This window comes from Allobosea psychrotolerans, assembly GCF_002917105.1.
GTDB lineage: Bacteria > Pseudomonadota > Alphaproteobacteria > Rhizobiales > Beijerinckiaceae > Allobosea > Allobosea psychrotolerans.
In genome coordinates this window covers 25,934-37,649 of the sequence record NZ_PQFZ01000033.1, presented here as the reverse complement: position 1 = coordinate 37,649, position 11,716 = coordinate 25,934, and the positions used below count along the sequence as shown (strand labels likewise).

Annotated in this window: 13 protein-coding genes and 1 pseudogene; 7 read left to right on the top strand and 7 right to left on the bottom strand. The window is 66.3% G+C overall.

The annotated features are described in order from the left end of the window. Positions 1-255, top strand: a pseudogene (locus tag CYD53_RS30460) (hypothetical protein); the annotation flags it as partial. Positions 256-280: 25 nt separating this feature from the next. Here CYD53_RS30460 and CYD53_RS28805 read toward each other — a convergent pair. Then, entirely contained in the window at positions 281-1,201 is a 921-nt protein-coding gene (locus CYD53_RS28805) for an AraC family transcriptional regulator (RefSeq protein WP_103721511.1), read from the bottom strand. 216 nt (positions 1,202-1,417) lie between these two features. Here CYD53_RS28805 and CYD53_RS28800 point away from each other — a divergent pair, with 216 nt between their 5' ends. After that, positions 1,418-1,783 (top strand): Atu4866 domain-containing protein, encoded by a 366-nt coding sequence (locus CYD53_RS28800; RefSeq protein WP_245928476.1) that lies wholly within the window; start codon positions 1,418-1,420, stop codon positions 1,781-1,783. A gap of 54 nt (positions 1,784-1,837) precedes the next feature. Here CYD53_RS28800 and CYD53_RS28795 read toward each other — a convergent pair whose 3' ends face one another. After that, on the bottom strand, positions 1,838-2,449 hold the full coding sequence (locus CYD53_RS28795) for an NAD(P)-dependent oxidoreductase (protein ID WP_103721510.1): 612 nt from the start codon (positions 2,447-2,449) through the stop codon (positions 1,838-1,840). Positions 2,450-2,573: 124 nt separating this feature from the next. On the opposite strand from CYD53_RS28795, the gene CYD53_RS28790 reads away from it, so the two are divergent. The 5 genes from CYD53_RS28790 to CYD53_RS28770 all read left to right on the top strand — a co-directional run bounded on the left by CYD53_RS28790 (position 2,574) and on the right by CYD53_RS28770 (position 7,460). Further along, positions 2,574-2,966, top strand: coding sequence for a winged helix-turn-helix transcriptional regulator (locus CYD53_RS28790; RefSeq protein WP_103721509.1), 393 nt, complete (start codon positions 2,574-2,576; stop codon positions 2,964-2,966). 152 nt (positions 2,967-3,118) lie between these two features. Beyond that, a complete protein-coding gene (gene rpsO, locus CYD53_RS28785; RefSeq protein WP_054143123.1) occupies positions 3,119-3,388 on the top strand; it encodes a 30S ribosomal protein S15 in 270 nt (89 codons plus the stop codon). A gap of 261 nt (positions 3,389-3,649) precedes the next feature. Next, positions 3,650-5,818, top strand: a complete 2,169-nt coding sequence (gene pnp, locus CYD53_RS28780) for a polyribonucleotide nucleotidyltransferase (RefSeq protein WP_103721508.1) — start codon at positions 3,650-3,652, stop codon at positions 5,816-5,818. 156 nt (positions 5,819-5,974) lie between these two features. Then, entirely contained in the window at positions 5,975-6,739 is a 765-nt protein-coding gene (locus tag CYD53_RS28775; RefSeq protein WP_103721507.1) for an alpha/beta fold hydrolase, read from the top strand. An 85-nt stretch (positions 6,740-6,824) separates the two neighbouring features. Next, positions 6,825-7,460 (top strand): pyridoxamine 5'-phosphate oxidase family protein, encoded by a 636-nt coding sequence (locus tag CYD53_RS28770; protein ID WP_103721514.1) that lies wholly within the window; start codon positions 6,825-6,827, stop codon positions 7,458-7,460. Between the two features lie 91 nt (positions 7,461-7,551). On the opposite strand, the gene CYD53_RS28765 is transcribed toward CYD53_RS28770, so the two are convergent. From CYD53_RS28765 to CYD53_RS28745, 5 genes are all read right to left on the bottom strand, one after another. After that, a complete protein-coding gene (locus CYD53_RS28765; protein ID WP_103721506.1) occupies positions 7,552-8,550 on the bottom strand; it encodes an adenosine kinase in 999 nt (332 codons plus the stop codon). 81 nt (positions 8,551-8,631) lie between these two features. After that, positions 8,632-9,012 carry a helix-turn-helix domain-containing protein gene (locus CYD53_RS28760; RefSeq protein WP_103721505.1) on the bottom strand — a complete coding sequence of 127 codons (381 nt, stop codon included), beginning with the start codon at positions 9,010-9,012 and terminating at the stop codon, positions 8,632-8,634. Next, on the bottom strand, positions 9,009-9,569 hold the full coding sequence (locus CYD53_RS28755) for a Smr/MutS family protein (protein WP_103721504.1): 561 nt from the start codon (positions 9,567-9,569) through the stop codon (positions 9,009-9,011). Before CYD53_RS28755 ends, CYD53_RS28760 begins: the two co-directional genes overlap by 4 nt. A 2-nt stretch (positions 9,570-9,571) precedes the next feature. Further along, positions 9,572-10,753 (bottom strand): murein transglycosylase A, encoded by a 1,182-nt coding sequence (gene mltA / locus CYD53_RS28750; protein ID WP_103721503.1) that lies wholly within the window; start codon positions 10,751-10,753, stop codon positions 9,572-9,574. Further along, complete coding sequence (locus CYD53_RS28745) at positions 10,750-11,481, bottom strand: Tim44/TimA family putative adaptor protein (protein WP_103721502.1); 732 nt, start codon at positions 11,479-11,481, stop codon at positions 10,750-10,752. Before CYD53_RS28745 ends, mltA begins: the two co-directional genes overlap by 4 nt. Positions 11,482-11,716: the final 235 nt, after the last annotated feature.

Genomic DNA, 11,716 nt, shown 5'->3' with positions numbered 1-11,716 from the left:
GAGGGCGCGACCGCCTCATCGGCCAGCTACGCCCCGGTGCCGCGCCCGGCCGCCAGGACAAGCGCTGCCCAGGCTCATGAACCGGCCTCCGAGCCTGCGCGCCTGCGCAAGCTCGCCGAAGCCGCCTTCGCGCAGAGCCCCAGGCCTGCCGCGGCGGCGCCAGCCAGATCCGCCCCGGCCCCGACGCACGCCGCAGCACCGGCCAAGCGCGCCGTCAACGGCCGCGCCAGCGACGCGGGATGGGAGGAGTTCTGAGGCAGGGGAGGGCCTGAGCGCAGCCTCAGGCTCCTACCATCTCCAGGGCTGAAGCGCCGCGCAGCCTTGCAACGTCCCGCAGCGGCGGCGCGCCGAAGAGCCGACGATATTCACGGCTGAACTGCGAGGGGCTTTCATAGCCGACCCTGAAACCGGCGGAGGCAGCATCCAGCGCCGCGCCCAGGATGAGCCGTCGCGCCTCCTGCAGGCGCAACTGCTTCTGATACTGCAGCGGGCTCATCGCGGTGACCGCCTTGAAGTGCTGATGCAGCGCCGAGGGGCTCATGCTGGCCTCGGACGCCAGCGCCTCGATGCTGAAGGTCTTGTCGTAGTTGCGCCTGATCCAGCCTATGGCCTTGTTCACCTGCTGCAACTTGCTTTCCGCCGTCGCGATCTGGCGCAGGCGCGCCGCCTGTTCGCCATTCATCAGGCGGTAGAGAATCTCGCGTTCGGCCAGCGGCGCCAGAACCGCGATGTCATCCGGCGTCTCCAGCAGCCTGACCAGCCGCAACATGGCATCGAGCAGTTCGGGCGCTGCCGGATTCACGGCAAGCCCCGGCCCGGCGCCGGTATGACCGCCCTCGCCGGACCTGGTCGCATTGGGCTTGCTCTCCAGCATCAGCGCGCTGAGCTGGACGGGGTCGAGATCGAGCCGCACCGAGAAATACGGCGCCTCGGCGCTGGCCTCCACCACCTGGCCGATGATCGGCAGATCGACGGAGACGACGAGATAATGCGTCCGGTCGTAGAGATAGATCTGCTCGCCCAGCATGACCTGCTTGCGGCCCTGCACGATGATGCAGAGCGCCGGCAGATGCAGCCCATGCATGGGCTCCGTCGGCTGGCTGGAGCGGATCAGGGCGAGCCGCGGGATCGCCGTCTGATGCACACCATCCAAGGTCACGAGGCGGCCGAGCACCGCCGCCAGTTCGTCCGCCTGCCGCATCCAACCGCTCCATCATAGGGTCGATGCTGGCTGAGCCGGCGCCGACACCTGGATTTTCATACAATGAATTGGCAGCTCCTGCGACCCGATGCCAGCATTCATGGAGGATCAGGCAATCCTTGCGGCGCTTCGGTCTATCACTCGCGAGCTTGCATGCGGCATTCATCTCCTCACGCTGGCTCGATCGGCCAGCCGCTCGCAACACAGGAGCAAGCCATGCAATTCAACCGCGTTCTCACCGCGTTCAGCGCGCTCACCGGATCCATCCGCGCCGCCAACGCAACCCGCCCGCTCGAGATCGACCTCGAAGCCCTGATGCAGCCCAACGCCGCCGAGCGCGCCATGATGGGCGTCTGGATCGCCGATGACGGGGCGACCCGGCTCTCGCTCCTGCCGAATGGCCGCTATGGCAAGACGCTCCGTGCGGGTCGCGACATCTATCGCGGCCGCTATGAGGTCGATGGGTCGCGCCTGTATTTCGAAGGCGATACCGGCCGTACCGCGATCGGCGAGGCCCGCCGCGGCATTCTCACGCTGGGGGACCATCGCTTCATCAGGCCGGGCGCACGCAGCGCCGCATGAAAAAAGGGCCGACGCGAAGTGGCGCCGGCCCTTTTTTAGTAACCGCGCGTTTTTTCAGTAACCGACGGTGAAGCGCTTGCGGCTATGGGCCGGCTTCTCCAGCTCGTCGACCAGCGCCACCGCAAAATCCTCGGCGGAGATCGCGCTGTTGCCGCCACCATCGACCAGCAATTGATCGCCGCCGAGACGGAACTTGCCGGTCCGCTCGCCGGGAGCGATCACGGCCGAGGGCGACAGGAAGCTCCAGTCCAGCGCCTCCTCCTGGCGCAGAAGCTCGAGATAGGCGCCGCCCTTCTTGGCCTCGGCATGGTAGGCCGCCGGGAAATCGGGCGTGTCGAACAGCTTCACGCCGGGAGCGACCTCCAGGCTGCCCGCGCCGCCGACGACGAGGTAACGCTTGACGCCGGATTGCTTCACGGCGCCGAGCAGGGCGTCCGCATCGCTCGCCAGATAATGGACGGAGCTGATCACGGCCTCATGGCCGGCGAGCAGCCGGGCGAGGCCATCCTTGTCGAAGATGTCGCCCTTGACGGCGGTGACGCCCGCCAGCGCCGGAACCTTCTCCGGATTGCGGACGATGGCCGTGACCTTATGGCCGCGGGAGACCAGCTCCGCCAGAATGCGCGAGCCGATGAAGCCGGTGGCGCCGATGAGTGCGATTGTCATGACACGGTCCTGTTTTTCCAGTATCTAATGGATACTACCACTCCAATGGAACCTAGATGGCTCGCCCATTTCCTTCCGTAAAGAAGGCACTTTCGCGAGACATGGTCACTTCCAGGAAACCCGCATGCTGCAACGCCCCGACCCCTTCAATGCGCAATGCCCGACGCGACGGGTGCTCGACCGCATCGGCGACAAATGGGCGGTGCTGATCCTGATCCTGCTCGAGCATGAGACGCTGCGCTTCAACGAACTGCGCCGGCGCATCCAAGCGATCTCCCAGAAGATGCTGTCGCAGACGCTGAAGAGCCTCGAGCGCGACGGCCTCATCCGCCGCGAGGCCTTCCCGACCGTGCCGGTCACGGTCGAATATTCGCTGACCGAGCTCGGCCGGACGCTGGCCGTGACCGTCGACAGCCTGAGGATCTGGGCGGAAACCCATATCGGCACGGTCGAGGCGGCGCAGCGGCGCTATGACCGCGGGGCCGAGCCGGATCTGGCTGAAACCGCGTCGCGCTAGCCTTTCCCGTCGTTTCGTGTATATGCCCAGCCAACCGGCGTGAAAGCCGGCTGCGCGTCCTCTCCTCGATGAGAGCGATTGCGGGCTTCGGACCTTGCTGGACGACATCCCGGCCTGGCCCGCCAGATCAACCCCAATATGAGGATCTCACGATGTCGATCACTGCCGAGCGCAAGACTGCGCTCATGAAGGAACATGCCACGAAGCCGAACGACACCGGCTCGCCGGAAGTCCAGGTCGCGATCCTGACGGAGCGCATCAACAACCTGACCGGCCACTTCAAGTCGCATGTCAAGGACAACCATTCGCGTCGCGGCCTGCTCAAGATGGTTTCGCAGCGCCGTTCGCTGCTCGACTATCTCAAGAGCAAGAGCGAGCCGCGCTATAAGACCCTGATCGAGAAGCTCGGCATCCGCCGCTGATCGAGCGCTGACTGCTTCACGCCCGGTGCGACATCGCTCCGGGCGGTTTTCCAGGATCTGCCGCAATGGGGCGGCGTCCTGATTTCATCGCGGGAGCCGCAAGGGGCGGCCTTCCCGCATGACCCGCCGGGCGTCCTCGATGTCCATGGCAGGATCGCCGAGCGCTCGGGCGCATATTTTCACAAAAACCCGAGCTTTCCGCCGTCTTGCTCATGGGCCGGAGACACCGGTCGGGTCGCATCCGATCCGAAAGATAAATCCATGTTCGATGTACAGACCGAAGAACTGATCTGGGGTGGGCGCAAGCTCGTTCTGGAAACCGGCAAGATCGCCCGCCAGGCCGATGCGGCCGTGCTCGCGACCTATGGCGAGACCGTGGTGCTCGCCACCGTCGTTTCGGCCAAGGAGCCCAAGGCCGGGATCGACTTCTTCCCGCTGACCGTGAACTACCAGGAAAAGACCTTCGCCGCCGGCCGCATTCCCGGCGGTTATTTCAAGCGCGAGGGACGCCCGACCGAGAAGGAGACGCTGGTCTCGCGCCTGATCGACCGGCCGATCCGCCCGCTCTTCGTCGAGGGTTACCGCAACGAGACGCAGGTCGTCTGCACCGTGCTGCAGCATGACCTCGAGAACGACCCCGACATCGTCGCGATGGTCGCCGCCTCCGCCGCTCTGACGCTCTCCGGCGTGCCCTTCACGGGCCCGGTCGGCGCTGCGCGCGTCGGCTATTTCGACGGCGCCTACAAGCTCAACCCGCTGGTCGACGAGATCAAGGAATCGGCGCTCGACCTCGTCGTCGCCGGCACGCCCGACGCCGTCCTGATGGTTGAATCGGAGGCCAAGCAGCTCTCCGAGGAGATCATGCTCGGCGCCGTGATGTTCGGCCACAAGCACTTCCAGCCGGTGATCGATGCGATCATCCGCCTGGCCGAGAAGGCCGCCAAGGAGCCGCGCGACTATCAGCCGGCCGACAACTCCGTCGTGCTCGACGCGGTCCTCAAGCTGGTGGATGCGGATCTGCGCGCCGCCTACAAGATCACCACCAAGGCCGAGCGCTACAAGGCGCTGGACGCCGCCAAGGCCAAGGTCGCCGCGTTGGTTTCGGCCGAGCCGGACGGCAAGACGACCTTCACCAAGGAGCAGGTCGGCAGCCAGTTCAAGGAAGCCCAGGCCAAGGTCGTGCGCTGGACCATCCTCGACGAGGGTGTCCGCATCGACGGGCGCGATCTCAAGACCGTGCGCAAGATCGTCGCGGAAGCCGGCATCCTGCCGCGCACCCACGGCTCGGCGCTGTTCACCCGCGGCGAGACGCAGGCGCTGGTCGTGACCACGCTGGGCACCGGCGATGACGAGCAGTTCATCGACTCGCTGGAAGGCACCTACAAGGAGACCTTCCTGCTGCACTACAACTTCCCTCCCTATTCGGTCGGTGAAGCCGGCCGCATGGGCTCGCCCGGCCGCCGCGAAATCGGCCATGGCAAGCTCGCCTGGCGCGCCATTCGCCCGATGCTGCCAGCGAAGTCGGAGTTCCCCTACACCATCCGCGTCGTCTCGGAGATCACCGAGTCGAACGGCTCCTCCTCGATGGCCACCGTCTGCGGCACCTCGCTTGCCCTGATGGACGCCGGCGTGCCGCTGAAGGCGCCGGTTGCGGGCATCGCGATGGGCCTGATCCTGGAAGGCGAGCGCTTCGCGGTGCTCTCCGACATCCTGGGTGACGAGGACCATCTCGGCGACATGGACTTCAAGGTCGCCGGCACAGCCGAGGGCATCACCTCGCTGCAGATGGACATCAAGATCGCCGGCATCACCGAGGAGATCATGAAGGTCGCCCTCGACCAGGCCAAGGGCGGTCGCGACCACATCCTCGGCGAGATGAACAAGGCGCTTTCGGTCTCGCGCGGCCAGCTCGGCGAGTATGCCCCGCGCATCGAGACGATGAAGATCCCGGTCGACAAGATCCGCGAAGTCATCGGCTCCGGCGGCAAGGTCATCCGCGAAATCGTCGAGAAGACCGGCGCGAAGGTCAATATCGAGGATGACGGCACCATCAAGATCGCTTCGGCCGACGGCAAGTCGATCGAAGCCGCGATCAAGTGGATCAAGTCGATCGTTTCCGAAGCCGAAGTCGGCATGATCTATGACGGCACCGTCGTGAAGATCATGGAGTTCGGCGCCTTCGTGAACTTCTTCGGCGCCAAGGACGGCTTGGTCCATATCTCGGAGCTGGCCGCGGCTCGCGTCCAGAAGGTCTCGGACGTCGTCAAGGAAGGCGACAAGGTCAAGGTCAAGTTCCTCGGCCAGGACGAGCGCGGCAAGATCCGCCTCTCGATGAAGGTCGTCGACCAGGAGACCGGCGAGGATCTGACCGAGAAGCTCAAGGCCGCTCGCGAAGCCGAGAAGAGCCGCGAGCGCGGCGCCGCCGAGTAAGCAGCGCGCGATTCACGTGAAACGAGACGCCCCGCATCGCAGGATGCGGGGCGTTTTTTATTGTTCATCTCTCATCACAGAGTGAGAGCAGGATCGATGCTGACAGATCGATGATGCGAGCTGCCGCAGCCTTCCGCGGCAAACCGGGGCCCATCAATGAAGTCTTTCACCGTTCCAGCCGCCGATGCGGAGCTGCGCTATCACGACATCGCGGGCGATGGCCCTGCGCTTCTCTTTATCCATGGGCTGGGCTGCGCCTCGTCCTGCGACTATCCGCGCGTCGCGGCGGACGCCGCCTTGCGGGGGCGGCGCGTGCTCCTGGTCGACCTGCTGGGCTCCGGCTTCAGCGATCGGCCGACCGGGTTCGGCTACACCATCGAGGACCATGCCCGCAGCATCGTGGCATTGGCCGAGCATGCGCGATTGACCGAACTCGATCTGTTCGGCCACAGCATGGGCGGGGCGGTGGCCATCACGGCGGCGCGGATGCTGGCGGGGCGCCTCAGGCGGCTCGTCCTCGGCGAGCCCAATCTGGAGCCCGGCGGAGGCTTTTTCAGCCGGCGCATCGCCGCCATGGCCGAGCGCGACTATATCGAACGCGGCCATGACGCGCTCGTCCAGGCCAGCCGCGCCGAGGGCAACGGTGTCTGGGCCGCATCGCTGGCCATCAGCGCCCCCTATGCTGCGCATCGCGGGGCCAGCTCATTGGTCGCCGGCAGCACCCCGAGCTGGCGCGAGATGCTGGCGGATCTGCCGCAGCCGCGCTGCGTCCTGTTCGGAGAGGCTAGCCTTCCAAGCAGCGACGCGGAGGACCTTCCCCGGCTCGGCGTCGACGTCGCCATCATACCATCTGCCGGCCATTCCATGGCCTGGGAGAATCCCGCCGGCTTGGCCCAGGCGATCGCCCTTGCCTTGTCCTGAGATGGCATGGGCGGTCCGGTCGGCGTAAAGCCGAGGTGACGGCTGATCCTCAATAGTCTAGACTATTGCGACCATGGAGATTGGCATGCCCGACCACACACTCACCTCCCTCGATGACCTTGTGGCACTCTATCCCAACCCGATCGCCCCGGCCTCGGTCGCCAAGGAGATCGATCACGTCGATGCGAATTACGCGGCGCTGATCGCCGCCTCGCCGTTTTTCGTGCTCGCGACCAATGGCCCGGACGGCCTGGATTGCTCACCGCGTGGGGATATGCCGGGCTTCGTGCGACTCCGGGACGCGAAAACGCTCCTGATTCCGGACAGAAGAGGCAATAACCGTTTGGATTCGTTGAAAAATATCCTGTTCGACAATCGAATCGGAATGCTCTTCCTGATCCCGGGTTACGGCGAAACGCTGCGTGTGAACGGCACCGCGACGCTCTCGAGCGATCCCGAGCTCTGCGCGGGCTTCGCCATGGCCGGAAAGCTGCCGGCCTGCGTGATCGTGGTCGCGGTGGAGAGCGTCTACTTCCAGTGCTCGCGCGCAGTGGTGCGCGCCGACCTGTGGAACCTGGCAGCACAGCGCGACAAGCGCAGCCTGCCGAGCGCCGGACAGATCCTGCGCGCGATCACGGAGAAGAACGACAAGGTCGAGACCTTCGACGGCGAGGCCTATGACAAGGCGCTGCCGGAGCGGGTGAAGGCGACGCTGTATTGAGGAGGTTGAACGAGCGACGACCTGGTCATCCCGGGGCTTCGCGCAGCGAAGAACCCGGAGGGCCGCCCCGGAATGACAGGGGGGCTGCGGCTCACAGCAGCCCTTCGTTCCCTGCCAGGACCTTCAGGTTCATATCCGGCCTCGCGCCGACATGGCTGATGACCTCGGCAGCGGCGAGCGCGCCCAGGCGCAGCGCATCGCGCACCTCGCGGCCCGAAGTCAGGCCGAAGAGGAAACCGGCAGCGAAGAGATCGCCCGCGCCGGTGCTGTCGACGATGCGCTCGACGGGGAAGACCGGCTCGGCGACGATGCCGTCCGGCGTCACGGCCAGAGCCCCCTTTTCCGAACGGGTCACGGCGGCGAGGATGTTCTCGGCCCGCAACGCTGCCAGCGCCGTCTCGAAATCAGCGGTCTGGTAGAGGCTCTTCAGCTCGTGCTCATTGGCGAAGACGATGTCGACCATGCGATTGCGGATCAGGCCGAGGAACTCGTCGCGATAACGATCGACGCAGAAGGAATCCGACAAGGTGATGGCGACGCGCCCGCCCGCCTTGTGGGCGATCTCGGAGGCCTTGCGGAAGGCCTCCTTGGCTGCCGGCGGGTCCCAGAGATAGCCTTCGAGATAGATGATGTCGGCGTTCTCGACCGCCTTGGCATCGACATCGCCGACAGTGAGCCCCTGGCAGGCGCCGAGATAGGTGTTCATCGTGCGCTCGCCATCGGGCGTGACGATGATGAAGGAGCGTGCGGTCGCGGGACCGTCCGTCGCGAAGGCGGTGTCGAAGGACACGCCGAGCGAGGTCAGGTCATGCCGGTAGATCTTGCCGAGCTCGTCGGCCTTGACCTTGCCGATGAAGGCGCCCTTGCCGCCGAAGGACGCGAGGCCGGCGATGGTGTTGGCGGCCGAACCGCCGGAAATGACCTTGCCCGGGCCCATGGCGGCGTAGAGCGCCTCGGCGCGGGCCTCGTCGATCAGCATCATCGCGCCCTTGGCGAGATCGTGCTGGGCCAGGAAGTCCTCCTCGGCGGAAGCGATGACGTCGACGATGGCATTGCCGAGGGCGAGGACGTCGGTGCGCGAATGGCTCATGAACAGGTCCGGATGCTGATCTTAAGGAGAGGTTGGCGGCGCGTGTTGCATCCGCCGGGCTTCGGGTCAAGCAAGCCCGGCTCAATCCGGCGCCGCAGCGCGGCGAATCGCGGCTTCGTCGAGAATATCCGCAAGACGTTTGAGTTCGTCGCGCTCCAGGACCGCGATCTCGCGGGCGAGGCGGTTGGCGAGCAGCGTCGCCTCGGCATCGAGTCCGGCCGTATCGACAGTGACACGCGGATGCGAGAGATCAGCGAGGCGCACCAATTCATCCGCCTCGTCCCAGATCACGCCCAGCACATGGATGACGCCCTGGATCAGCACGAAGGTCGGCCGACCGCGCTTGCCGTGCTCCAACGCCGAGAGATAGGCGGGCGTAACGCCGAGCGCACCCGCCATTTGCGCCAGGGTGACGCCACGGGCCGCCCGCAGCGCCCGCACCCTCTGGCCGAAGGGGGTCACGGCCCGATCTCGCGCTGGCGCCGCAGGCGTATGTAGAGCGCCCCTGTTCCGCCATGGCGCTGCTCGGCCTCCTCGAAGCCGACGACCAGCGGACGCAGATCGGGCAGGCGCAGCCAATGCGGCACCATGCGGCGCAGCACCCCACGCTCCTCGCCGAACAGGCTGTCCCCCGCCGCGCCCTTGCCGGTGACGACCAGCGCGAGCTTGCAGCCGCGCGCCTGCTCACGCCGCAGAAAGGCGCGCAATGCCAGATGCGCTTCGTCCTGGCGCATGCCGTGCAGATCGATCACCGCCTCGACGCCCTGCTGGCCGCGCCGCAATTGGGTGCGCAGGCGGCGTTCGAGCGGCGCCAAGGGCGGTGGCGCCGGTCTGGATTGGGCCGGCTTCGCAGCCACCACGAGAATAGTGGCCTCGGCCATGACGGGGGTGGGCGCAGCTGGCTCCGGCTGCTCGGGCTCGACCGGCTTGCGGCCGGGAAGCGGAGTCACCGAGCGCGCGACTTCGCGCCAGAGCGCGATATCGGCCGGCGACAATGTCTTGCCCCGTCGCGACCGCATCGTCAGGGCCTCGGATTGCGCGGCCAGAGCACGGTGAAATCGAAGTTGTGGCGGATCAAGCCGGCCCGATGTCCGGCCGCCGCGCCCGAACCGACGAAGAGGTCGACCCGCGCCGGCCCGAGGATCGCCGAGCCGGTATCCTGCGCGATCATCAGCCTTGAAAGCCGTTCGCTGCCGCCTTGCCCATCGGGAATCGTGGCGTCGATCCAGGCGGGCAGGCCATAGGGCCAGACCGTGCGGTCGATGGCGATGCTGCGCAAGGGCGTCAATGGCAAGCCGGCCCCGCCTATCGGTCCGGAGTTCGGCGGCAGATCGTCCCGGCGCGCGAAGAAGACGAAGGAGCGGTTGAGCGCGATCAGATCGCGGGCGAAGCCGGCATCGGCCTTCAAGCGCGCGATCAGCTTGTCCATCGTCATCTCTGCCGGCGGGATGTTCTCGCGTTCGCTCAGCGCCCGGCCGAGCGAGGTATAGGCTTGGCCGTTACGGCCGGAATAGACCAGTCGCGTCACCCGGCCATCGGGCAGACGGATCCGGCCGGAGCCCTGGACCTGCAGCACGAAGCGATCGACCGGATCGCGCATCCAGAGGATTTCGAGCTTCTGGCCATCGAGCGCGCCGGCCTCGATCGCGGCGCGATCGGGGAAGGGCACGAGCCCTCGCGCCGTCTGGCGCGCGGCTGAAAGCCCTGGCTCAATGCCCGGCCAGTCGTCGCCGGGCTGGCGGGTCACCAGATCGGCCGGGCGGCCATAGAGCGGTGTCGGGAAAGCTGCGGAGCGCGTGAGCGAGCCTTCGAATTCGGGCTCGAAATAGCCGGTCATGAAGCCGGTCTCAGCCGCTGCGGGGCGGATTCGCCAGAACGAGAAATTCTGCTCGAAAAACCGACGCGCCGTCTCGCGATCGGGTCGGGCCTTCCTCGTCAGAAGACGGGCGCGGGCACAGATGAGCTCGAGCACTTCGGGGGTCGGCACAGACGCCCGCAGCGGCGGGTCTGTCATGCAGCCGCGTGCGAAGATGTCCAGGGCAATGCGATGATCGTCCTTGGCCCATCCCGGAATGCCGGCGACGGGCACCGCCTCGGCGCGCGCGCCGGCTGGCAGCGGCGGGGCCTGGGCGAGCGCTGCGCTCATCGCCGCACCGCACGCCACGAGGCCAAGCGCCAGCGCAGCAACGGCACCACGGATCACGCGGCGGATTCGGTGGCGACCAGGAGCCAGTTGGGGTCGCGGCTGCCGAGCTGGCGCGCGAAAGTCCAGATGTCGTTGACCTCGGAGACCGCTTCGGCGCTGCCGTCGACGACTGCGCCTTGGGCATCGCGCGTGACGCTGATCAATTGCGAGACGAAGGCCAGGGTGACCTGGCCGTTCTTGCCCTTGACGTCGACGGCGGTGATCTCCGCCTTGTCGATCGAGACGAAGGAGGATTCGGCCTTCTCGCCCCGCTTCTCACGATCCGTGATCGCCTGCTCGAAGCCCTCATAGACCTCCTTGGCGAGGAGACCTTTCAGCACCTTGCGATCGCCGCGCGCGAAGGCGGTGACGATGGTCTCATAGGCCGCCTTGGCGCCGCCGATGAAGGCGCGCGGATCGAAGCCCGGCTCCTGCCGGATGATCGCCTCGATGCCGGCAACGATGGCCGAATCCGCAGGCGCGATATCCTTCCAGCGATCGCTGGCGGGCGCCGGGTTCACCGCGGGATCATTCGCCGCGCCGGGCAGGCGGATGACGTTGTCGCGCTTGCCGTCGGCCGGGGGCGCCTGGTCGGGCCGCACCGGGGCTCCCTCGCGCCGCGCGAAGGGATCGGTCGGCGGCTGTTCCTGACCGGTCTTCTGACCCAGAACCGAGCGCAGCTTCCAGGCGACGAAAACGGCCAGAGCCAGGAAAATAATCGTCGTCATGTCGAAGGAATTTTGCATCGAAACCTGATCCGAAGCTCCAGTGGCCACCTTGCATCGGCCTGTCCCCTAAAGGTTTTCGGCCGTGAAGCGTGATATGGTGATCAAGGCTCGTAACATCCACCCCTGAACTTGTGAAGGCGGCTTCTTGTGCCAGGGTGGCGTCCATGATAGCCGACGCCCGCATTGCACCGCAGGACGGCGCGCAGTCCCGAACGTCTTAATCCGGCCCGGGATTTCCTTAAGTCAGCCTTCA

Excerpts from the sequence above, each read along its gene's own strand:
- CYD53_RS28795 (WP_103721510.1), bottom strand. The coding sequence starts at position 2,449 with ATGACAATCGCACTCATCGGCGCCACCGGCTTCATCGGCTCGCGCATT.
- CYD53_RS28770 (WP_103721514.1), top strand. The coding sequence starts at position 6,825 with ATGCCCGACCACACACTCACCTCCCTCGATGACCTTGTGGCACTCTAT.
- CYD53_RS28805 (WP_103721511.1), bottom strand. The coding sequence starts at position 1,201 with ATGCGGCAGGCGGACGAACTGGCGGCGGTGCTCGGCCGCCTCGTGACC.
- rpsO (WP_054143123.1), top strand. The coding sequence starts at position 3,119 with ATGTCGATCACTGCCGAGCGCAAGACTGCGCTCATGAAGGAACATGCC.
- CYD53_RS28745 (WP_103721502.1), bottom strand. The coding sequence starts at position 11,481 with ATGCAAAATTCCTTCGACATGACGACGATTATTTTCCTGGCTCTGGCC.
- CYD53_RS28800 (WP_245928476.1), top strand. The coding sequence starts at position 1,418 with ATGCAATTCAACCGCGTTCTCACCGCGTTCAGCGCGCTCACCGGATCC.
- pnp (WP_103721508.1), top strand. The coding sequence starts at position 3,650 with ATGTTCGATGTACAGACCGAAGAACTGATCTGGGGTGGGCGCAAGCTC.
- CYD53_RS28790 (WP_103721509.1), top strand. The coding sequence starts at position 2,574 with ATGCTGCAACGCCCCGACCCCTTCAATGCGCAATGCCCGACGCGACGG.
- CYD53_RS28775 (WP_103721507.1), top strand. The coding sequence starts at position 5,975 with ATGAAGTCTTTCACCGTTCCAGCCGCCGATGCGGAGCTGCGCTATCAC.
- CYD53_RS28765 (WP_103721506.1), bottom strand. The coding sequence starts at position 8,550 with ATGAGCCATTCGCGCACCGACGTCCTCGCCCTCGGCAATGCCATCGTC.
- CYD53_RS28755 (WP_103721504.1), bottom strand. The coding sequence starts at position 9,569 with ATGCGGTCGCGACGGGGCAAGACATTGTCGCCGGCCGATATCGCGCTC.